Genomic DNA, 22603 nt, shown 5'->3' on the forward strand with positions numbered 1-22603 from the left:
GCCATGGGGGAACATGGCGACCGGGACGACACCGCACGGCATGACCACCGGCGGTCCGACCACCGCCCCGGCGACAGTGTCCTGTCGCCCGGCGGGCTCCTGCTCCTGGAACGCGACCGCGAGCAGGCACTGCTGTCCACCGTGATCGCGGAACTGGGCGCGGGCCGCCCGGCCGTGGTCAGCGTCACGGGCGAGCCCGGGGCGGGACAGAACGAACTGCTGCGATGGGCGGTCCGGCACGCCACCGACCGGGGTGTCCGCGTCCTCACCGCCCGGGCCACGCCCGCCGAACAGGACCTGCGCTTCGGCGTGGTCGGCCAACTCCTCGCCTCTCACCAGGCGTTCGCCTCCCACCTGCCCCATCTCTTCCTCGACCAGGACGGGCCCGGCCGGTTCCCCGGGCTGTCCCGCCTGCTCACCGTGGCCCGCGAGCGGCCCGCCCTGCTGGTGGTGGAGGACGTCCACCGGCTCGACCCGGACTCGCGGCGCTGGCTCGAGGCCCTGGTGCGCCGGCTGCCGCACGCGCCGCTGGCACTGCTCACCGGCAGCATCTGCACCACCGACACCGACACCGGCCCGGGCTGGTGCACCGGCAGCCCCCTCACCGGCTCGGTCACCACCGTGCGGATGGCGCTGCCCGGCCTCACCCGGACCGGCACGGGCACCGCCGTGCGCGCCGTCTGCGGCACCGTCGGCGACCGCTCCTTCGTCGACGCCGTCGTCGGCGCCACCGGGGGCAACCCCACCGTCGTACGCGACACCCTGCGCCGCTTCACCGGGGAGGGTCACACCCCCGACGCCGATCACGTGCACCACGTCCGCGTCATCGCGGCCGAGGTGACCGGCGAGCACGCCGCCGCGGCGCTCGGCGGGCTGCGCGACCCCGCCGTCCTCGACGTCCTGCGCGCCCTCGCGGTCTGCGGCGACCTCCTCGACTTCCCGCTGGTGGTCGCCCTCGCCGGATCGGGGGCCGTGTCGGAGGACCGGCTCCGCGCCGCCCTCCTGGACAGCGGCCTCGTCACCGTGTCCGAGGGCCGGCTGCGGGTGACCGGCCCCGTCGTACGGGACCGGATCGTCGAGGAGATGCCCACCGCCGAGCGTTCCGGCCTCCACGCGCGCGCCGCCGAACTGGCCCACCGGGCCGCCGCCGACGACCAGGGCATCGGCGAACTGCTGCTGCGGGCCCGCCCCGGCGGTGCCGCGTGGGCGGTGGACACCTTGTGCCGTGCCGCCGCCGCGGCGTCGCGCGGCGGCCACCGCGAGCGTGCCGCCGCCTACCTCGTCCGTGCCCTGGACGAACCCCTGGCCCCGGAGACCCGGGTCCGCGTCCTGCTCCGGCTGGCGCACACGGAAATGGTGTTCGCGCCGGTCGCCGCCGGCCGTCGCCTGCACGGCCTCATCCGGGAACCGGGGGAGGCGGCCGCCGCCCACCGGTCCCATGCCGCCGATCTGTGTCTCCTCGGCGGCGACACGGACACCGCCTGGCAGGCCCTCACCGATGCCCTCGCCGACGGCGGGCCGGACGGCAGCGGGCCGACACCGCCCGACCCCGCCGACGCCCGGGAGGCCGCGGCCCGGCGCGAGGAACTGACCGCCCTGCTGCTGGTGGCCCAGCCGCTGCGCCGCACCCCGGTCGAGATCGCCGCCCCGCCCGCGCCCGAACCGCCCGGCGTGCCGCGCACCCCCGCCATGAGCGGTGTGCGCGCGTGGGGGACGGCCGTGCGGGGCACCGGCCGCGAGGAGGCCCGCCGGCTGGCCCGCGCCGCCCTGGAAACCGGCGGCGCCGGACGGCCGCCGCTCACCGTGCCCCGGCTGCTGGCCTGCCGCACACTGCTGCTCACCGGGGACGTGGACGAGGCCGAGACCCACCTGTGCGCCCTGTTCACCGAGGCCCACCGCGAACGCCGCCCCGTGGCCGCCGCCCGGGTGCTCGCCCTCCGCGCCCGACTGTGGTTGCGGCAGGGCCGCCCCGACCTGGCCGCCCGCGACGTGGCCGCCGCGGATCTGGAGCTCCCCCCGGACAGCCGGCATCCCCTGTCCTACCCGTACTGGACGGCGCTCGGCATCGCCACCGACCTCGCCAACGGCCGGGTGGAGCGAGCCCGGGCAGCCGCCGAGCGTCCCGTGCCGCAGCGGGCCGACGAGTTCGTGGGCGGTACCCATCTGCTGTACGTCCGCGGTCTGCTGGCCGAGACCGACGGCGATCCGCGCCGCGCCGCCGCCCTCTTCCGGGCGGCCGGACGCTGGCTCCTGCAGTACGGCTGCGTCAACCCGGCCCTGCTGCCCTGGCGTTCCCGGGCCGCCGAGGCCGCCCACGCCCTCGGTGACACCGGCCAGGCGCTGCGGCTGGCGCACGAGGAGCTGCGACTCGCCGAACGCTGGGGGGCACCCGGCACGATCGGTGCGGCCCAGCTCTGCCTCGCCACGATGAAGGGCGAGGACCGCGTCGAGCGGCTCCGGTCGGCCGTCGACCACCTCGGCCGGGCCTCCGACCGGACCGCCTACACCCGCGCGGTCGTCGCGCTGGCCTCCGCGGAGAGCACCGAGCGGTCCGAGCACGCGGTCGCCGCCGTCCCGCCGGCCGACGGCGCCGCCGGTCCGCACGCCGTCGCCGCACGGCACCCGTCCGCACCGGTGTCCCCGGCCGCGGGGGTCCGGTCCGACGCGCTGCCGCCCCTCTGGCCGTCCCTCTCACCGGGGGAACGGGCAGCCGCCGTGCTCGCCGCGCGGGGGCTCGCCAACCGGGAGATCGCCACCACGCTGTCGGTCACCACCCGCACCGTGGAACTGCGGCTGAGCAGTGTCTACCGGAAGCTGCGTATCAGAGGACGCCACGAACTGCGCGTTCTGGCCCGAGGCACGAAGGACGACTGACCGCATGCTGCTGGAACGCACCACCGAAACGTCCCTCGTCGAGGCGGCGCTGGCCGCCGCCGACCGGGGAACATCGTCCCTGATACTGGTCACCGGACCGCTCGGCATCGGCCGGTCCGCCCTGCTGCGGTCGCTGCCCGCGCTCGCCGACGGTCACGACGACGTCCGGGTGCTGCGCGCCAACGCGGCCCCCATGGAGCAGGACTTCGCCTTCGGCGTCGTACGGCAGCTCTTCGAGGGCCTGCTGTCCGTCTCGCCCGAGGACACCCGCGCCCGCTGGATGGACGCCCACGCGTCGTTCGCCCGGCACGTCTTCGCCGACGACACCGCCTCACCCGGGGCCGACCAGGCCGCCGCGGCCACCGAGGCGGTGCTGCACGGCCTGCTGTCCCTCCTCGCCAACGTCAGTGCCGACGGCAGGCTCCTCATCCTCGTCGACGACCTGCAGTGGTCCGACGTGCCCTCCCTGCGCTGGCTCACCTACCTGGCGAAACGGCTGCACGGACTGCGCGCGGTGGTCGTGTGCGCCCTGCGGGACGGGGACCCGCGCACCCACCACACCCTGGTGCGGGAGGTGCGGGAGGCCGCGACCCAGTCCCTGCGGCCCGCCTCCCTCAGCCTCGACGCCACCCGTCTGCTGGTGGCAGAACGGTTCGGCGAGCCCGGCGACGACGTCTTCGTCCGCGCCTGCCACGAGACCTCCGTCGGCAATCCCCTGTTCCTGATGTCGATCCTGCTCGGCATGGAACGCGACGGTCTGCGGCCCCTCGCCGAACACGCCGACTGGGCACGGTCGTTGCGTCCCTCCCTGCTGCGGGAGAGGCTCGCCGTCATCCTGCGCACCCAGGCACAGCCGGTCCGCGACCTCGCGGCCGCCATCGCGGTCCTCGGTGACCACGCCGACCCGGACAACGCCGCCGGCCTGGCCCGCCTCGACCCCGTCGGCTACGCAGCCGCGCTGCGCACCCTCGCCGCCCTCGGGCTCGTCACCTCGGACCGCCGGCCGCGCTTCGTCCACCGCGTCGTGCGGGACGCCGCCGAGTCGACCCTGACCATGGTCCAGCGCGAACAGCTCCACGATGACGCGGCCGCCCTGTTGTACCGCGCGGGCCGTCCCGCCGAGCAGGTCGCCGCCCAGCTCATGGCCGCCGTCACCCGCCACCAGCCCTGGGTCGTGGACGTCCTGCGGTCCGCCGCCGACACCGCCCTGCGCCGCGGGGCCCCCGACGCGGCGGCCCGCTACCTGCGCCGCGCCCTGCTCGACAGCGCCGCCCAGGGGGTCGACCGCGCCCGGCTGCTCGTCGAACTCGGCAGCGCCGAACGGTCCTTCGACCTGCTCGCCTGCGAACGCCACATCGCGCAGGCCACGGCCCTGCTGCCGGAGCCCCGGGACCGCGCCGCGGCGGTGCTGCGCATCGCGCCCACACCGCTCGGGCCCGCCTCGTCCGGCGTCGTCGACCTGCTGCACCAGGCCGCGGACGACCTCGGACCCGCCGCCGCGCTCTCCGGGACCGAACGCGACCTCGCCCTGCGCCTGGAAGCCCGGCTGCGCCACTGCGCCTACGAGGACCCGCGCGAACTCGCCGACGCCACCGAGCGCTTGAGGAGACTCGGCGCCGAACCGCCGCTGGAGACCGGGGGCGAGCGGGAACTGACCATCGCCCTGCTCGTCGCCGCCACCTTCGGCGGCGGCCTGCCGGCCGCGGAGGTGGTGCGCCACGCCGAACGGGTCCTCGACCGCGAACCCGCGACCTCCGCCCGCGTCCAGTCCACCCTTCCCCTGGTGGTCATCACCATGGTCGCCGCCGACTCCGTGGAGGCTCTCGACTCCTGGCTCGCCGTCGAGTACCGGGCCAGGGAACGGCACGCCACGCCCGCCGACGCGCTGGTGCACATCGAGCGGGCCCTGATCCACATCGGCCGCGGCCGGCTCGCCCAGGCCCTCGAACAGTCCGAGACCGCCCTCGGCATGACCGAATCCGACCGGCACAGCCTCGGCACCATCGCCACCCTCGCCCACGCCATGGTGGCGTTGGAGAGCAGGGACCCCCTGCCGGCCCGGCGGGTGCTCCGGCGCACCGAGCACATCCGCCCCCAGGGCCTGACGGTCACCGCGATGCTGCGTCTGCTGCAGGCCGCCGGTGACCTGGCCGCCGGCGACCTCACCGGGGCCCTGGACTCCCTGCGCTCCTGCGGCCGCCGTCTCGAGGCCGCGGGCTGGCACAACCCCGTGCTGTTCCCCTGGCGCCCCTGGGCCATCGGGGTGCACCGCCGCCTCGGTGACCTGCGCGCGGCGCGTGCCCTCGCGGAGGAGGAGCACGCCCGGGCCGAACAGTGGGGCGCCCCGGTGGGCCTCGGCCGGGCGCTGCGGCTGCTCGGCCGTCTGGAGGAGGGCGGCAGGGGAACGGCCCTGCTGCGTCAGGCGGTCGCCGTGCTGCGCGGCTCCGCCAACCAGCTCGAACTCGCCCGTGCCCTGCTCGCGCTCGCCGAACGGCTGGGCGGGGGAGCCGAGTCGGAGGCGCTGGCCCGCGAGGCCGCCACCCTCGCCACCGCGTGCGGCGCCCCGTGGCTGGCGGAACGCGCCGCCGTGGGCGGGGGGCAGTCCCTGTCCGCCGTCCCCGTGCCGGACGCCGTCCTCACCCGGACCGAACGCCGGGTGGCCGCCTTCGCCTGCAAAGGGCTGACGAACCAGGAGATCGCGGAGACCCTCGGGGTCAGCTCCCGGGCCGTGGAGAAGCACCTCACCCATTCCTACCGGAAACTCGGGATCGCCGGGCGACGAGAACTCATCGCCCTCATTTCCGGCGCCTAAAAAGCCGTCCGGTCCGGGGGAATGAGCAGCCCCCGAACGCCCGGGAACGGTTCGTTCAATTCAACGACCGTGCCCGGGTGTTTCCGTATGCGGGGCCCTCGATGTGGCAGGAGCACCGGTCGTGCGACGCCCCGCCCGTCGGGGACGGGCGACGGCGCCGCACCGGGCCTGAAGGGTCGACCCAGCGTGCCCGGTCCCTTCCCCTGCGTGCTCCACCGGCCGTTTCGCCCGGTTGGGGGAGGTGTGCCTGCCCGGGGCCGCACGGTCACACCGAACCCCCGCACACCGAACCCCTTCGGTACGGGACCGTACCTACCGAAGGGGCCACCACAGTATTGGCGGGGCTACCCCGGTTTACGTTGACCGGCCGATACCCGTCTCCGTAATCTCCGAGCCATTCCACTCCCAGCACGGTGATTCAGCGGGATCAAGCGCATCCATGCCCCCACTGAATGACCACCGTGTATCGGTTCGCCTTGCCGCACAACGCAGAAGGGCTGAGTTCCTTGATGCTTTCCCCCCACGACCTCGTCATGGACCGTTCGCATGCCGTTGACGCACACCGCGGTCCGCTCGACGCCGACGGCGCCCACACCTCCGTGGCCTGTCTGGACCCCAGCCTGACGATCCAGCAGGTCAACCAGGAGTTCGACCGCCGGTTCGGCAGCCCCGTGGAGGACCTCTGCGGCCGGCCCTTCTGCGACCTGGTGCACCCCAGCGTCCAACAGCCCCTGAAGCAGCAGTTCTCCCGCATGCTGGAGGGCAAGCGGCACCGGTTCGCCACCGAGGTCATCACCGTCGGCCAGGACACCGCCCACACCCTTCCGCTCACCGCGGTGGCCGTGCGCGGCAGCCACATCCCCGATGTCGCGGCGATCCTCGTGATGCTGCCCCCGGCGGACGGCGGAAGCGCGGATGCCGGAGTCGTGATGCCCCGCAAGAAGCTGCTCAGCGAGGTCGACGCCCGCATCCTCGAAGGCATAGCCGCCGGTGTCTCCACCGTGCCGCTCGCCTCGCGTCTCTACCTGAGCCGGCAGGGCGTGGAGTACCACGTCTCCGGCCTGCTCCGTAAGCTCAAGGTGCCGAACCGGGCCGCCCTGGTGTCCCGGGCCTACTCCATGGGCGTCCTCAAGGTCGGCACCTGGCCGCCGAAGGTCGTCGAGGACTACATCAAGTGAGCCCGGTCCCGGCCGGCCGGCCCGCGCCCTGCCCGGGCGGCGGCCGGTGCACGAAACCCTCCCCGCACCTGGCACGGTGGGTCCCATGACCGAACCGAACGGCAGGGTGGGTCCCACGGCCGAACCGAACGGCAGGGTGGGTCCCACGGCCGAACCGAACGGCAGGGTGGGTGCCACGGCCGAACCGACCGGCACGGTGGGCACCTTGACCGAACTGAACGGATCGCCCGCCGGGCCGGAGGCGCTGAGGGCACTGGCCCTGACCAACTACGGCCACTTCACCACCCTGACGGCCGAGGACGGCGCGGTCCGCGGACTGGACCTGCACCTCGCGCGTCTGGCCCGCGATTGCCGTGTGCTCTTCGACGCGCCGCTCGACCTCGGACGGGTCCGCGCCTGGGCCCGGCGGGCGGTTCCGGCGACCGGCCGGTGCACCGTGCGGATCACCGTCTTCGACCCGTCGCTGCACCTCGGCACCATCGGCGCGGACGCGGACCCGGGGGTCCTGGTGACGTCCAGGCCCGCGCCCGCCGCCGTGCCGGAGCCCCTGCGGGTGCGCTCCGCCGTGTACCTGAGGGACCTGCCGGAGGTGAAGGGAGTCGGTCTGTTCGGTGTCCTGCGGCTGCGGCGCCGGGCCCGCAGGTCCGGCTTCGACGACGTCCTGTTCACGGACGGCGACGCGACGGTGCTGGAGGGCGGCACCTGGAACGTCGGCGTGGTCCGTGACGGCCGGGTCGTCTGGCCCGCCGGCCCGGCGCTGGCGGGCACCGCCAGGGAACTCCTGCGCCGCGCCGGGGCCGGCACGGACGCCCGTGTCACCCTGCCGCAACTCGCCGCGTGCGAGGCGGTGTTCGCCACCAACGCAGCCGTCGGCGTGGTCCCCGTCACCCGGGTGGACGACCTGGAGTTCCCCGCCGATCACCCGGTGGTGACCGCACTCGCCGAACGCTACGCCTCACTCCCGGCCGAACGTCTGTAGCTCACGCCCGTCCCGCCCGACCCGCCCGGGTCGGGCGGGACGGGCGGGACGGGCGTGGCGGACGGTGACCGGCCCTGTACGGACGGCGCACGTCCGCCCCATGCCGTTGACAGGTGTACATCAAACGCGGAACGCTGAGAGCGCTCTCACACTCTTCCCCCACCGACGAAGTCGAATGGAGACAGAGCATGTTCCGCTTGCTCAGACGCAGCATCCTCACCGTGGGCACCGCCGTCGCCACGGTGCTCGCCGGCTCATTGCTCACCGCGGGGACGGCCGCGCCGGCCGGGGCCGCCGAGGCAGCCGTCCCGGCCACCATCCCCCTGCAGATCACCAACAACTCGGGCCGCGGCGAGCAGCTCTACGTCTACAACCTCGGCACCGAGCTGTCGACGGGCCGCCAGGGCTGGGCCGACGCGAGCGGCACCTTCCACCCCTGGCCGGCGGGCGGCAACCCCCCCACTCCCGCCCCCGACGCGTCGATAACGGGCCCGGCCGCAGGGCAGTCCACGACCATCCGCATGCCGAAGTTCTCCGGCCGCGTCTACTTCTCCTACGGCCAGAAACTCGTGTTCAAGCTGACCACGGGCGGCCTGGTGCAGCCCGCGGTGCAGAACCCCAGCGACCCCAACCGCAACATCCTGTTCAACTGGACGGAGTACACGCTCAACGACTCGGGGCTGTGGCTCAACAGCACCCAGGTCGACATGTTCTCCGCGCCCTACTCGGTGGGAGTGCAGCGCGCCGACGGCAGCACGACGACCACCGGCCGGCTGAAGGCGGGCGGCTACAACGGGGTCTTCAACGCCCTGAGAGGACAGTCCGGAGGCTGGGGCAACCTGATCCACACACGGCCCGACGGCACCGTGCTGCGCGCACTGTCCCCGCTGTACGGAGTCGAGACGGGCGCCCTGCCGGCGTCGGTCATGGACGACTACGTCAACCGCGTCTGGCAGAAGTACGCCACCTCGACCCTGACGGTCACCCCCTTCGGCGACCGGCCCGACATCAAGTACTTCGGCCGGGTCTCGGGTGACGTCATGAACTTCACCAACACGTCGGGCGCCGTCGTCACCAGCTTCCAGAAGCCGGACGCCTCGTCCATCTTCGGCTGCCACAGGCGGCTCGACGCGCCCAACGACCAGGTACGCGGCCCCATCTCGCGCACCCTGTGCGCGGGATTCAACCGCTCCACCCTCCTGAGCAACCCCAACCAGCCCGACTCCGGGGCGGCCGGCTTCTACCGGGACTCCGTCACCAACCACTACGCCCGCGCGATCCACGCGCAGATGGCCGACGGCAAGGCCTACGCCTTCGCCTTCGACGACGTGGGCAACCACGAGTCGCTCGTCCACGACGGCAACCCGCGCCAGGCCTCCATCACGCTCGACCCGTTCAACTGACCGCCCTCGTACGGTAGATGTCGCACCGGTGGCGGCGCACAGCCGGACGCTGCCACCGGTGACGACTGCCGGGCCCTCATCCGGCGAGTTCCTTCCTGATCCGGTCGAGCATGTACGACGACGACTCGCGGCCCGCTCCTCCCGGGCGTCCCCGGCCGCCGTCGGGGGAGGCAGGTCAGCCGATGCCGATCCGGGCGACGACCGGCAGATGGTCGCTGCCCGTGGCCGGCAGGGTGCCGAGGTGGTCGACGGTCGCCGAGCGGGCCATGACCTGGTCGATCCGGGCCAGCGGGAAACCGGCGGGGAAACTGAGGGCGAAGCCCCGCTCGGCCACGTTCATCCGGGTGGTCAACGGGGCCAGGCCGCGGTCGTCGACGGTGCCGTTGAGGTCACCGAGCAGCACGACCGTGTCCAGCTTCTCGGCGGCGACGGCACGGCCCAGCAGGCCGGCGCTCTCGTCACGCCAGGCGGACGCGAATCCGCTCGCCCGCAGGCGCACCGAGGGCAGATGGGCGACGTACGCCGCGACGTCACCGTGCGGCGTGTGCACCACGGCCCGCAGCCCACGGCTCCAGCTCTCCGTGATCGCACGGGGTTTGATGTCCAGCAGCCGGGCATCGGTGAGCGGATGCCTCGACCAGAGCCCGACGGTCCCCCTGACCGAGTGGTACGGGTAGTCCGCGGCGAGAGTCCGCTCGTAGACGGGCAGCGCCCGGGGCACCAGCTCCTGCAGCGCGATGAGATCGGCCCCGGCATCGGCCAGGACGCGGGCCGTGCCCGCGGGGTCGGTGTTCTCGTCGCTGACGTTGTGCTGCACCACGACCAGGTCGCGCGGGCCGGCCCCGGAACCGGGCAGCAGCAGCCCGCCGAAGAGGTACGTCCAGGCCGCCACCGGCAGCAGCAGCGCCACCAGCGCGACGGCGGAACGGCGCAGCAGCGCCGGCACCAGGAGCACGACGACCGCCGCACCGAGCCACGGCAGGAACGACTCCAGCAGACTGCCCGCGCCCACCGCGAAGTCGGGCACCGCCCGGTGGAACATCAGCAGCGCGGCGGTCAGCACCGCCGACGCGGCGGTCACCCGCCCCCGCGTCCGGTCCGCCCACCGCTTCGGTGTCACCGTCACCATGTTCACCAGGACGATCACCCGGCCGCATCAGTTGCGGACCGCGCACGTCCGTGACCGGCGGCACACCTTTCGCTCAGTGCGGTGGGGTGGGCCGCAGGGCGAGTACGGCGATGTCGTCCTGGCTGTCGGCGCCGAGGCCGATGAGCAACTCGTCGCAGAACACGTCCAGGGGCTCGCGGGCGAGCGCGGCGGCGTGCCGGCGGAGCCGGTCCAGGGACGCGTCCAGGGACTCGCCGCGGCGTTCGATGAGGCCGTCCGTGTACAGCAGCACCGTGGTGTGCGCCGGGATCGGGTGCTGTGCCCGAGGGCGCGACAGGTGGGGGTCCACCCCGAGCAGCAGCCCCGAAGCGTCCTCCAGATACCGGGTGCCGCCGTCCGCGCCGATGAGCAGCGGCGGCAGATGCCCGGCGGAGGAGTGCACCAGTTCCCAGGGGCCGTCCGCGGTGCCCTTGACCAGAGCGTAGATGCAGGTGGCGGTGGCCTCGGGGTAGAAGGTGTGGTTGGCCATGTCCAGTCGGCGCAGCACGATCTCCGGCGGCTCCTGACGGTCCACGGCGATGCCGCGCAGCATGCTGCGCAGCTGGCTCATGGCGATGGCGGCGTCGAGATTGTGCCCCGTGACGTCGCCGATGACGAGCGCCGTGTCCCCGTTGGGCAGGGTGAAGCTGTCGTACCAGTCACCGCCCACCTGGGCGGTGGCCGAGGACGACGCGTAGCGGGCGGCCAGCCGCAGCGGCCCGACCGACGGCAGCACCGGCAGCAGCGAACGCTGGAGGCGTTCGGCGATGTTGCGGGTCTCCTGGTGGAGAAGGACGTTGTCCACGCCCAGGGCGAGACCGCGCACCAGGTCGTGGACCAGGGGCAGGTCCTCCTCCGTGAACGGCCGGCCCCCTCCGTGACGGGCGATGGTGAGGGCGCCGATGATCTGCCGGCGTGCCCGGAGCGGGGCGACGACCGCGCTGTCCGCGCCCATGATCCGGAACAGCCCCAGGTAGTGGGCGTCCAGAGGGCTCACCACCTCGCTGGGCGAGGGTGGCCCGGCGAGCAGCAGCGGGCCCGCCCCGCGCAGCGCGCGGGCCAGCGGACCCCGGGCGGTGTCGGACACCGCCGGAAGCCGGCCCTCGTACTCCTCGGGCCGTGGGCCGCGCGGCAGGCGGTGGACGACGGCGACGCGTTCCACCTGGGCGTTGTCCACGATCAGATCCACGGCGCACCAGTCGGCCAGGCGCTGGGTGAGGATCCGGCCCACAGCCCGCAGACCCAGGTACAGGTTCGGGGCGTTGCTCAGCGCGGTCGCGGTGTCGGCCAGCAGGGTCAGTCGTTCCAGCGCGGACCAGCCCGGCCGGCCGGGTTCCCGGCCGCCTTCGTCGGCGCTCGGGGACGGCCGTCGGTCCGGCTCCCGATGCGCCGCGGACCGGACCCGGCCGGGCGGGTGCGCGGAGGCCCCGGGGGTGGCCGCCCGCGGGGCGAGCTGGGCGACGAAGACGGTGCGCCCGTCGGTCGTCTCCTGCTGCAGGATGACCAGACGTACGGGAACCAGCCGGCCGTCTCGGTGCAGAGCGGGGAGCGGCACCGAGCGGCCCAGGATCCGGGGCCGGCCGCTGAGCAACAGCGAGGTGAACGCCGCGAGGTGCCGTCTGCGGAGGTGTTCCGGGATCAGCGTGGTGAGCGGCCGGCCGACGAGTTCGTCCGCGGGCCAGCCGAGCATCTCGGCCGCCGGCCCGTTGGCCGCGATGATCCGGTTCCGCTCGTCGGCGGCGACCGTCGGCACCCTGCTCGCCTCCATCTGCCCGGCATCCCACGGCACCTGCTCCGAGGGACTGGCACCGGGCTCCCCGCGCACCACCGTCCACGCCGTGGGGTCCGCTCCGGCGAGCTGACCGACGATCTGATCGAACAGCCACCGGTCGAAGAGGCGCTGCCGGGGCAGCGCCGGGAGGGTCAGCAGACGCTCCGCACGGGCGCCCTCCTCGGCCAGGTCGAGAACCGCGCGCAGCGTCCGCACCGACGGCCCGGCGTCCGGCGGCAGCGACAGGGGCACCGACCGGACGGCCTGCCCGGCGGGCCACCGGCGCAGCGCGCCCGTCACCGCCGCGGTGACCACGTTGCTCATGTCCTGGGCGACGGCGAGGTCCTCCGGCGGCACTCCGAGATCGTGTCCCGCGGCCACGGCCAGGACGGCCTCGCGCAGCAGGTTGTGCCGGTGCTGCTGCGACGCCGCGTAGAGCGCCGCCGGCACGTCGAGCAGTGTCACCGTCGTACCGGAGCCGGAGGGTGGCACGACGGGCTCCCAGCCGTCCGGGTGCCGGGGCGGTCCTTCGGGCCGCAGCTCGAACCACACCGTCTTGCCCTCCTCGCCCGTCTCGACACCACGCCGGGAGGACAGCCGGGCGACCAGCGGCAGACCCTGCCCCGTACCGGAGTGCGGGGGGCAGCCGTACGGCACGAGCCCACGGTCCGGCCGACGGTCGCTCACCCGCACATGGACGGTGCCCGCGTCGACGCGTGCCGCCACCTCGATCTCCGTGCGGGCGTGCAGCACCGCGTTGGTCACCAGCTCACTGACCAGCAGCTGAGCGGTGTCCATCAGGTCCGGCGCGACATGGCCAAGGGCGGCCCGCACGAACCGCCGGGCCTCCGCCGCACTCTCCGGCGCCTGAGGGAACCGACGGGACGGTGTCCCGCGGGCATCGACGTCGCCCATGACCTCAGTCTGCCTCACCGGGCCCGGCCCCTCCTCGGCCGACACGGTGCAACATCGCCGGACGGCCTCCGGGGCGCGGATCCCGGGCGATCACCTCACCGGCGGGCACCATAAGGTGCCTCCATGTCTGCCACGTTGAACGCGGGAAGAACCCGCGCCGCGCTGCGCGCTTCGGCGCGTATCTCCGGTGAGTTGCTGCTGGTCCTGGTGATGGCCGCGGTGGTTGTCTGGGTACTGGGCCGGATGTGGTCGGTGGTGTGGCCGCTCATAGTCGGTCTGCTCCTCACCACGCTCACCTGGCCCCCGGCCCGCTACCTGCGCCGGCGCGGCCTGCCCCCCGCGCTCACCGCTTCCCTGGTGACCGTCCTGTTCCTGCTGGTGGCGACGGGCACCGTGGCGTTGATCGCGGTACCCGTGGCGTCGCAGTCCGGGGAGCTGACCGACGGCGTCGTGGAGGGCATCCAGCGGCTGCGGGAGTGGGCCGCCGGGCCGCCGCTGAACATCGGCGAGGAACGCATCGCCGGTGCCTTCGACACCGCGACCGCCCGCGTCCAGGACAGTGCCGGAACCATCGTCAGCACGGTCGTCACGGGAGTGAGCACCGTCTTCAACGGTGTGGTGACCGCCGTGCTGGGGCTCTTCCTGATGTTCTTCTTCCTCAAGGACGGCCCGCGCTTCCTGCCGTGGCTCGGCCGGCAGCTCCCCGGCCGGCTCGCCACCGACATCCCGGTGGTGGCCGAGCGCTGCTGGAGCACCCTGGGAGCGTTCGTGCGTTCGCAGGCGCTCGTCGGCCTGATCGACGCCGTACTGATCGGTCTCGGCCTGTGGATCCTGGGCGTACCGCTGGTGCTCCCGCTGGCGGTGCTGACCTTCGTGACCGCGTTCGTGCCCATCATCGGCGCCCTGTTCGCCGGTCTGGTCGCGGTGCTGATCGCGCTGGTGTCCAACGGACTGACGGACGCGCTGATCGTGCTGGCCATCATCATCGGGGTGCAGCAACTCGAGGGCAACGTGCTCCAGCCCATGATCCAGAGCCGCGGTCTCGGTCTGCACGCGGCGGTCGTCCTGCTCGCGGTGACACTGGGCGGCAGCCTGGCCGGCATCGTCGGCAGCCTGCTCGCCGTACCGGTCGCCGCGCTGGTCGCGGTCGTCTGGAACTATCTGCGCGAGCAACTCGTCGACCCGCCGACGGAACCGGAGACCGGCGGGTCGCCCACCTGACCGGCCATGCCGGCACCCCGCACCTCCAGGCCGCGACCGACAGGAAGACCCACATGACGTACGACCTCACCGCCCTGCGCGCCCGGATTCCGGCGCTGGCCGCCGGCACCGCGCACTTCGACGGCCCCGGCGGCACTCAGATGCCGCAGCCCGTCATCGAGGCGATCGGCGCCGCGCTGTCCCGGCCCCTCTCGATCCGGGGCGACGGCCTGCCCGGCGAGCGCAACGCGGAGACCGTCGTCGTCGAGACCCGCCGTGCCATGGCCGATCTCCTGGGCGCCGACCCGGCGGGCATCGTCTTCGGGCGCAGCGCCACCCAGCTCACCTACGACTTCTCCCGCACGCTGGCCCGGACCTGGGCACCGGGCGATGAGGTGGTCGTCACGCGGCTGGACCACGACGCCAACATCCGCCCCTGGGTGCAGGCGGCAGAGCGGGCCGGGGCCACCGTCCGCCGGGCGGACTTCGACCCGGCCACCGGTGAACTGACCGCCGACCACATCCGGGCCGTGCTCAGCGAACGCACCCGGCTGGTGGCGGTCACCGCCGCCTCGAACCTGATCGGAACGATCCCCCCGATCGCCGAGATCGCCGAGATCGCGCACGAGGCGGGTGCCCTGCTGTACGTCGACGGCGTGCACTACGCCGCGCACGCCCTGGCCGACATCGAGGCGCTCGGCGCGGACTTCTTCGTCTGCTCCCCGTACAAGTTCCTCGGCCCTCACCACGGGGTCCTGGCCGCTCGCCCCGAACTGCTGGAAACACTGCGCCCGGACAAACTGCTGCCCTCCACGGACGTGGTCCCCGAGCGTTTCGAACTGGGCACGCTGCCCTACGAGTTCCTCGCGGGCACCCGTGCGGCCGTGGACTTCCTGGCCGGCCTGGCCGGGCGGCGGGGCGGCAGCCGCCGCGAACGGCTCGGCTCGGCGTTCGCGATGATCGAGGAGCACGAGGGCACGCTGCGGGGCCGGCTCGAGCAGGGCCTGGCGGCCTTCGGCGAGGTCACGATCCGGTCCCGCGCGGCCCGGCGCACCCCGACCCTGCTGGTCACCCTCGACGGCCACCGCACCGAGGACGCCTACCGCTTCCTCGCCGACCGCGGCGTCCACGCGCCCTCCGGCACGTTCTACGCCCTGGAGGCGTCCCGCCACCTCGGCCTGGGAGACACCGGCGGCCTCCGCCTCGGCCTGGCCTCCTACACCAGCGACGAGGACGTCGACCGCCTCCTGACGGGCCTGGCCGCCTTCCTGGGCCACGGCGGGGTCAGGAGTACAGCTCCGTGATCTCCCGCGCGTAGGCCTCCTGCGCCGCCCGCCGTTTGACCTTGAGCGAGGGGGTCAGCAGTCCGTTCTCCTCGGTGAACTCGCCCTCGATCAGGGTGAAGGCGCGGATGGATTCCGCGCGGGAGACGGCCTCGTTGGCGTAGTCGACGGCCCGCTGCACGTCGGCGCGCATCCGCGGGTCGCGGACCACCTCGGACATCGGGGTGTCGGCGGGCAGCTTGCGGACCGACAGCCAGTGGGCGACCGTCTCGGGGTCGAGGGTGATCAGCGCGCCCACGAAGGGACGGTTGTCGCCGACGACGAGGCACTGGCCGACGGGCGGGCGGCTGCGCAGGCGGTCCTCCAGGACGGCGGGGGAGACGTTCTTGCCGCCGGAGGTGACGAGGATGTCCTTCTTGCGGCCGGTGATGGTGAGGTAGCCGTCCTCGTCCAGGGAGCCGAGGTCGCCGGTGGTGAACCAGCCGTCGTCGAGCACCTCGTCCGTGGCGGCCGGATCGTTCCAGTAGGCGCCGAAGACGATACCGCCCTTGATGCGCACCTCGCCGTCGTCGGCGATCCGGACCGCCGTGCCGGGGACCGGGAGGCCGACCGTGCCGGGGCGGGGGCTGAGCGGCGGGACGATGGTGGCGGCGGCGGTGGTCTCGGTCAGGCCGTAGCCCTCGTACACCATGATTCCGGCCGCGTAGAAGAAGAGGTTGAGGTCGCGCTCCAGCGGGGAGCCGCCGCTGATGGCGTACCGCAGGCGCCCGCCGAGTTCCTTGCGGACACGGCGGTAGACCAGCAGGTCGTACAGCGCCCACGCGGCGTACAGACCGGGGCCGGGGCCCTTGCCGCGGCCCAGGAACCGGTTCAGGTGGGCCTCGGCGAAGCGTACGGCGATGCGGTGGGCGCGCTCGAAGGAGGCGCCGCGGCCGATCTTCTCGGCGGTGGCCCTGCCGGTGTCGTGGATCTTCTCGAAGAGGTAGGGGACACCGACCAGGAACGTCGGACGGAACGTTTTGAGCGCGGGTCGCAGTTCGTCCGGCTTGATGCTCGGGCAGTGACCGATCTCGATACGGGCGAGCAGGCAGGCGATCTGGATGGTGCGGCCGAGGATGTGGGCGAGCGGGAGGAAGAGCAGGGTCGAGGCGGCCTGGTCGGTGACCTCCTTGAAGACGGGATGCAGCAGCTCGACGGTGTTCGCGGCCTCGGCGTGCAGGTTGGCGTGCGTGAGGACGCAGCCCTTGGGGCGTCCGGTGGTGCCGGAGGTGTAGCAGACGGTGGCGATGGTGTCGGGGGTCAGGGCCGAGCGGCGTTTGGTGACCTCCTCGTCGAGGACGCCTTCGCCGAGCGCCGTGAGGTCGGCGAGTGCGTCGGCCTCCATCTCCCACACGCGAGGAGGTGAGGGGTGGGCGGCGGTGCCGGTGGTGACCGTGGCGGTGTTCTCCGCGGTCTCCGTGACGACGTACCGGGCGCCGGAGTCGCGCACGATCCACTCCACCTGCTCCGCGGACGAGGTGGCGTAGACCGGCACCGTCCGGCCCCCGGCGGACCAGATCGCGAAGTCCAGGACCGTCCACTCGTAGCGGGTGCGGGACATCACGGCGACCCGGTCGCCCGGTTCGAGGCCGGCCGCGATCAGCCCCTTGGCCACGGCGGTGACCTCTCGGGCGAAGGCCGCCGCCGTGACCGGGCGCCAGGTGCCGTGCTCCTCGCGCCGCAGGACCACCGCGTCGGGCGCCTCGGCCGCGTTGGTGTACGGGATGTCGGCGGTGGTGCCGGTGGTCTGCCGCGGGGCGAGGGCCGCCGTACGGGCCTCACGCACGACGCCCCGCTCGTCCCTGACGGTCTCGACTCTGGTGCGGCCCGCCAGATCGGTGCGTCGTTTCGCCCGTTTCAGATCCTTGCGTACGCCCATGACGGCTCCCGGTCGCGGCTGATGCTCTCGTGCTGGTGCTGCCGTGCTTACTTACTCCGGAGTCAACTTACCCGCGCGTAAGGAAGAGTCAATGGGCCGGGGTCGGTCGAGACGGTCCGCCGTGCGGATCGCCTCGGCCGGCTCGCGGAGGTCCTGGTCCGTCCCCGTCTCCACACCGGCACCGAGGTCGGTGGAGTCGGTCGGCTCCAGGCTGCCGACCGCGTCGTGGATCTCGCCCCGGTCGCCGCCGAGCCGGGTCACCGGCAGGACGGTCCGCGCCGCGTCGCTGAAGGCCTGGCGCCCACCGACCGCACGGACCTTCGCCGGCCTGCACTATCCGGAGGACGCCCGGCGCCGGTCCTGACCCGGCGCCGGACGTCCGTGCCCGGTACCGGGCCGAGACCCTAGGCCGCCAGCTGCTCGGCGAGGGTCTTGGCCCTGGCGGCCGCGTCCTCGTGGGCGCGCTCCCGGGAGCTCTCGAAGAGCGGGACCAGCTCGGTCATCGCCGGGTTGTGCGGAGCCATGGTCAGCTCCGGGACGATGAAGTCGAGGTCGAGGCCGAGGAAGTCGACCAGCACCGCCCGCAGGTAGTTCTGGACGTACTCGTACCCCTCGCGCGGGCTGCCCGGCGCGTAGGAGCCGCCGCGACTGGCGATCACGGTGACCGGGGTGCCCTTGGCGGAGGGGTTCTCACCCGCGGTGCGGCCCATCAGGATCACGTTGTCCAGCCACGCCTTGAGCGTCGAGGGGATCGTGAAGTTGTACATCGGGGCGCCGATCAGCAGCGCGTCCGCCTGCTCGAACTCCTCGATCAGCCTCAGGCGCCCGGCGAAGGCGGCGGCCTGCTCGGAAGTGTGCGCCGACGGGTCCGCGAAGCCCGCCGTGTGGGCGTCGGCGGTGATGTGCGGAACGGGGTCCGTGGCGAGATCGCGGTAGATCACCGTGCCCTCGGGGTGCTGCTCCTCCCAGGCCTTGCGGAAGGTCTCCGCCACGGCGCGGGACGCGGAGGCGGATGCGGGGAGCACGGACGAGTCGATGTGCAGAAGGGTGGCCATCGGGGTTTTCTCCATGGACGCAGGGGGCGGAGGCGGGTCACGCCACCGCTGAGAATTCGTACTCGACTATGAATAACACAGGTGCTTACTTTTTTTCATCCCCTGGCGTCGGGGTAGTACCCTGGGGGCATGGCGGTCGAGCAGGTTCACGAGGCATCGGCATGCAAGCGGGTGGACAGTGGCATCACCCGCGTCTTCCAGCTGCTCGGAAAGCGGTGGACGGGGCCGATCGTGGCGGTGCTGGTGGAACAGCCCGCGTACTTCGCCGATCTGCGCCGGGCCATCCCCGGCATCAGCGAGCGCATGCTCTCCGACCGGCTGACGGAGCTGGGCGCCGCCGGGCTGCTCGTGCGCGAGGTCGACGAGGGACCGCCGCTGCGCGTCACCTACCGCCTGACCGAGTCGGGGGCGGCGCTGGAACCCGCGCTCGCGGAACTGCGCACGTGGGCCGAGACGCATCTGCCCGAAACCGGGCCCTGCGTGGAGTCGACGGGCTGCTGAGGCCCTCCGCCCGTGGAGCACGCGGCTTCCGCCCCATCGGGGCGCACCCCGCGAGCGGCGAGGACGGCAGGGGCGGTTGGTGCCTTCAGCCGGCCTGGGCGCCGAGGGAGCGCCGGGTGACCTGGGCCAGGTGACGGGTGAAGACCTCGCGGGCGTCGGGGGTGAGCGTGCGCAGCGCCACCAGCGCCGTGACGGCGACGTCGCACAGCTCGGACTGGACGTCGTCCCACGTGTGGGTGGTGCCCTTGCGCGGATTCTGTCCGGTCGCGCCGATCACGGCCTCGGCGACTTCGCCGACCTCCTCGGACAGCTTCAGGATGCGTAGCAGGAGGCCGTCCGGGCCGTCGACGGGACGCTTGGCGTCCAGCCAGCCGCACAGGTCGTCGATGGACTCCCACGGATCGGCGACGGGGGCTGAGGGCCGGGGAGGGGGCAGGTGATCGCTCATGGGGGAGAGCCTGGCACAGGCAACCGACAGCGCCCGCTGCCACGGCCCCACGGCAGGGCACGCGCCCTCTGTTCCTGCCCTACTCCTCCTCGAACAACGCCTCCTGCTCCCCCTCCTTGGCCTTCCGCAGCCGCCGGCTGCGCGCCCCCACCGTCACCACCGTGGCCGCCGCGGTCACCGCGAAGGCCGCCGGAATCATCCAGCTCCGGTTGACCGCATGGCCGAGGGCGTGGTCCAGGGAGAGCCGGCCGGGACCGGTGACGGCGAGGCCGGCGGCCGTCAGGCCCAGGGACGCGGCGTACTCGAAGCCGCCCTCCTGGTTGAAGAAGCCGTTGGGCGCGTGCACGGCGGACGCGCCCGCCATCGCACCGGCCGCCGCCGCGCCCGCCGCCGGGGTGGCGAGGCCGAGCGCCAGCAGCGTGCCGCCGCCGGCCTCCGCGAGCCCCGCCGCCATCGCGTTGGCCCGGCCGGGAACGTAGCCGATGGACTCCATGAACTGGCCGGTGCCCTCGATGCCGCCCCCGCCGAACCAGCCGAACAGTTTCTGCGCGCCGTGCGCCGCGAGCACCCCGCCCGCTCCCAGCCGGAGCAGCAGCAGTCCCAGATCGCGTCGGTCGTAACAGGTCACGTCGTCTCCCGGGGGCAGTGGCTTGCCCCACCACCGTCCCACCCCCACCGCCGGCCCGGCCCGCCGCGGGTCGCCGTTCGGGTGACGCGGGTGGCGGGGTACGGCGGCCGGTACGACGCTGACGGACATGACGATTCAGATCACCCGCCTCAGCGACCCTGCCGTCCGCGCCTTCGTCTCGGCCGTCAACAACCACGACCGGGAGGGTTTCATGGCCCTCCTGGCGCCCGGCGCCACCATGGCGGACGACGGTTCGGAACGTGACCTCGCCGAGTGGACCGACCGTGAGATCTTCTCCTCCCACGGCCATCTGGAGGTCGACAACGAATCCGGCGGCGGTCGCCGACTCCTCGCCCGCTACCGCAACGACACCTGGGGCGAGATGCGCACCCGCTGGACCTTCACCGTCGACGACGACGGCCGTATCTCCCGCTTCGAGACCGGTCAGGCCTGAACGGCCCGACGGCCCCGCGCCATCGGGCCGGGTCCGCGTCGTACGCGTTCCGGGCCCGATCCACGGCCGGAGGTGTGCAGGGTCCGCAGCACCGGCTGAACACGATCCACCACCGGTCCGACGGGGCAGGCGAGTTCGGGGCCGGTCCCGGCGGCCGCCGTCCGCAGCACCGGCTGAACTCGATCCACCACCGGTCCGACGGGGCAGGCGAGTTCCGGGCCGGTCCCGTCGGCGCCGCCGTCCGCGTCGCGCCCCCGCCCCCGCGCACGCCTGCGGGACCGTCGGGGAGCCGTCCGGCAGTCAGGCCTGGACTGCGCGATCCTGCGCCCCGGCGGCCTCCATGCCGACGCCCTCGCCCGGGCCGCGTCGGTGCACGGCCTGCCGGACCGTCGCCCCGGTCCGGCAGGACCCGAGAGCGCGCGGGCGTGAAACGTCCGGTGCGGTGAGGGTTGGGTGAGGAGATGGTCACAGATCTTGCCCAGTCGCCGGCCGGGGCATTCGAGCAACGCGTTCAGCTCGGCTTTTGCCCGTCGGTTGGCTCCGACATGGGCGGACGTTGTGGAGATGCGCCGCCACGCCGCGTCGGATGCGAAAAACCACCATTGAACTGACCGCGACAAGTAGTCACTCTTCTCGTCAGCCTCCGCGTCACACCGCGCCGGAGGTCAACCCCCCACACCTGACGAGGAGATCCCTCTTCATGACGCATCAGATGCGCATCGTCGCGCTGAAGGTCACCGCAGCTGCCTGCGCGATGACGGCCGCGACCGCGACAGCCCTGCTCGGGGCGTCGTCCGCCCATGCCGCCGAGCCTGCCCAGGGCACCGTGTACGGCATGAACGCCGAAGGAGCCGTCGCGGGCAGCTACATCGTCCTGCTCGACGAGAAGACCACGTCCGCCGACAAGAAGGACCTGGCCCAGGAGTACGGCGGCAAGCTCAGCCGGTCCTACGGCGCCGCCCTCGACGGCTTCGCCGCGGCCGGCCTGAGCGAGTCCGAGGCCAAGCGCCTCGCGGCCGACCCGGCGGTCGGCGCCGTCGTGGCCAACCGCACGGTGCACACCACGGCCACCCAGGACAACCCGCCCTCCTGGGGCCTCGACCGGGTCGACCAGGAGGACACCGCGGGCGACAGCAAGTACACCTACCCCGACCAGGCCGGGGAGGGCGTCACCGCCTACGTCATCGACACCGGCGTACGCGTCACCCACCAGGACTTCGAGGGCCGGGCGAGTCACGGCTACGACGCCGTCGACAACGACGACAGCGCCGACGACGGCAACGGCCACGGCACCCATGTCGCCGCCACCATCGCCGGCGCCGCACACGGCATCGCCAAGAAGGCGGACGTGGTTGCCGTCAGAGTGCTGGACGACAACGGCTCCGGCACGACCGAGCAGGTCATCGCCGGTATCGACTGGGTCACCGAGAACCACCAAGGTCCCTCCGTGGCCAACATGAGCCTCGGCGGCGGCGCCGATCCCGCCCTGGACGCGGCCGTCAGCAAGGCCATCGCCTCCGGGGTCACCTTCGCCGTCGCGGCCGGCAACGAGTCCGCCGACGCCGGACAGGGCTCGCCCGCACGCGTACCGGAGGCCATCACCGTCGCCTCCAGCACCAAGGACGACGCCCAGTCCGACTTCTCCAACTTCGGCTCGGTCGTGGACGTGTACGCGCCGGGCTCCGACATCACCTCGGCGTGGAACGACAGCGACGAGGGCACCAGGACGATATCCGGCACCTCGATGGCCTCCCCCCACGTGGCCGGCGCGGCCGCCGTGTACCTGGCCGGCCACCCCGACGCCGACCCGGCCGCCGTGGCGAAGGCACTGACCGACGGGGCCACCGCCGACAGGATCAGCGCCCCCGGCACCGGCACACCGAACAAACTGCTCAAGATCACGGAGTAGTACGCCGTCCGGCTGCGGGCAGCCGACACCCGAGAGGGGGCACAGGGGGACCGTCCTCTGTGGCCCCTCTCGGCCTCGGCGGTGCGGTGAGTGGCCGGGCTCACATGGCGTACCTGACCTGCCACCGA

Annotated in this window: 17 protein-coding genes; 10 read left to right on the top strand and 7 right to left on the bottom strand. The window is 73.3% G+C overall.

The window, feature by feature from the left end:
• Positions 1-3: 3 nt before the first annotated feature.
• The 5 genes from IE178_RS32915 to IE178_RS32935 all read left to right on the top strand — a co-directional run bounded on the left by IE178_RS32915 (position 4) and on the right by IE178_RS32935 (position 9246).
• Entirely contained in the window at positions 4-2874 is a 2871-nt protein-coding gene (locus IE178_RS32915) for an AAA family ATPase (protein WP_318280379.1), read from the top strand.
• A gap of 4 nt (positions 2875-2878) precedes the next feature.
• Positions 2879-5686, top strand: a complete 2808-nt coding sequence (locus IE178_RS32920; RefSeq protein ID WP_184764878.1) for an ATP-binding protein — start codon at positions 2879-2881, stop codon at positions 5684-5686.
• A 506-nt stretch (positions 5687-6192) separates the two neighbouring features.
• Positions 6193-6864: a PAS domain-containing protein gene (locus IE178_RS32925; protein ID WP_229875905.1), complete on the top strand. Its 672-nt coding sequence runs from the start codon at positions 6193-6195 to the stop codon at positions 6862-6864.
• A 205-nt stretch (positions 6865-7069) separates the two neighbouring features.
• A complete protein-coding gene (locus IE178_RS32930; protein ID WP_193514812.1) occupies positions 7070-7843 on the top strand; it encodes an aminotransferase class IV in 774 nt (257 codons plus the stop codon).
• A 188-nt stretch (positions 7844-8031) separates the two neighbouring features.
• The gene (locus IE178_RS32935) at positions 8032-9246 is read left to right on the top strand and encodes a glycoside hydrolase family 64 protein (RefSeq protein WP_193514792.1); all 1215 of its coding nucleotides are present in this window, start codon (positions 8032-8034) and stop codon (positions 9244-9246) included.
• A 175-nt stretch (positions 9247-9421) separates the two neighbouring features.
• Here IE178_RS32935 and IE178_RS32940 read toward each other — a convergent pair whose 3' ends face one another.
• Positions 9422-10375, bottom strand: coding sequence for an endonuclease/exonuclease/phosphatase family protein (locus IE178_RS32940; RefSeq protein WP_193514813.1), 954 nt, complete (start codon positions 10373-10375; stop codon positions 9422-9424).
• Positions 10376-10448: 73 nt separating this feature from the next.
• Positions 10449-13079 (bottom strand): SpoIIE family protein phosphatase, encoded by a 2631-nt coding sequence (locus tag IE178_RS32945; RefSeq protein ID WP_193514793.1) that lies wholly within the window; start codon positions 13077-13079, stop codon positions 10449-10451.
• A 123-nt stretch (positions 13080-13202) separates the two neighbouring features.
• Here IE178_RS32945 and IE178_RS32950 point away from each other — a divergent pair, with 123 nt between their 5' ends.
• Positions 13203-14300, top strand: a complete 1098-nt coding sequence (locus IE178_RS32950) for an AI-2E family transporter (protein WP_193514794.1) — start codon at positions 13203-13205, stop codon at positions 14298-14300.
• Between the two features lie 53 nt (positions 14301-14353).
• Complete coding sequence (locus IE178_RS32955; protein WP_184764873.1) at positions 14354-15583, top strand: cysteine desulfurase-like protein; 1230 nt, start codon at positions 14354-14356, stop codon at positions 15581-15583.
• Here the strand turns inward: IE178_RS32955 and IE178_RS32960 are convergent.
• The 3 genes from IE178_RS32960 to IE178_RS32970 form a co-directional block, all read right to left on the bottom strand.
• Positions 15564-17480, bottom strand: a complete 1917-nt coding sequence (locus tag IE178_RS32960; RefSeq protein ID WP_193514795.1) for an AMP-dependent synthetase/ligase — start codon at positions 17478-17480, stop codon at positions 15564-15566. The two genes, IE178_RS32955 and IE178_RS32960, sit on opposite strands and share 20 nt — an antisense overlap.
• Before the next feature lie 51 nt (positions 17481-17531).
• Positions 17532-17741, bottom strand: a complete 210-nt coding sequence (locus IE178_RS32965; RefSeq protein WP_193514796.1) for a hypothetical protein — start codon at positions 17739-17741, stop codon at positions 17532-17534.
• Positions 17742-17884: 143 nt separating this feature from the next.
• A complete protein-coding gene (locus IE178_RS32970) occupies positions 17885-18535 on the bottom strand; it encodes an FMN-dependent NADH-azoreductase (RefSeq protein ID WP_193514797.1) in 651 nt (216 codons plus the stop codon).
• A gap of 129 nt (positions 18536-18664) precedes the next feature.
• Here IE178_RS32970 and IE178_RS32975 point away from each other — a divergent pair, with 129 nt between their 5' ends.
• Entirely contained in the window at positions 18665-19036 is a 372-nt protein-coding gene (locus IE178_RS32975; protein WP_184764869.1) for a winged helix-turn-helix transcriptional regulator, read from the top strand.
• 85 nt (positions 19037-19121) lie between these two features.
• Here the strand turns inward: IE178_RS32975 and IE178_RS32980 are convergent, their stop codons facing one another.
• Positions 19122-19484 carry a MazG-like family protein gene (locus IE178_RS32980; RefSeq protein WP_184764868.1) on the bottom strand — a complete coding sequence of 121 codons (363 nt, stop codon included), beginning with the start codon at positions 19482-19484 and terminating at the stop codon, positions 19122-19124.
• A 79-nt stretch (positions 19485-19563) separates the two neighbouring features.
• Positions 19564-20112: a DoxX family protein gene (locus IE178_RS32985; RefSeq protein ID WP_184764867.1), complete on the bottom strand. Its 549-nt coding sequence runs from the start codon at positions 20110-20112 to the stop codon at positions 19564-19566.
• A gap of 127 nt (positions 20113-20239) precedes the next feature.
• Between IE178_RS32985 and IE178_RS32990 the strand changes: the two genes are divergently transcribed.
• Positions 20240-20566: a nuclear transport factor 2 family protein gene (locus IE178_RS32990; RefSeq protein ID WP_184764866.1), complete on the top strand. Its 327-nt coding sequence runs from the start codon at positions 20240-20242 to the stop codon at positions 20564-20566.
• Positions 20567-21266: 700 nt separating this feature from the next.
• The gene (locus IE178_RS32995; RefSeq protein ID WP_193514798.1) at positions 21267-22475 is read left to right on the top strand and encodes a S8 family peptidase; all 1209 of its coding nucleotides are present in this window, start codon (positions 21267-21269) and stop codon (positions 22473-22475) included.
• Positions 22476-22603: the final 128 nt, after the last annotated feature.

The sequence above is a fragment of the Streptomyces griseoloalbus genome, from assembly GCA_014650015.1.
Lineage (GTDB): Bacteria > Actinomycetota > Actinomycetes > Streptomycetales > Streptomycetaceae > Streptomyces > Streptomyces griseoloalbus.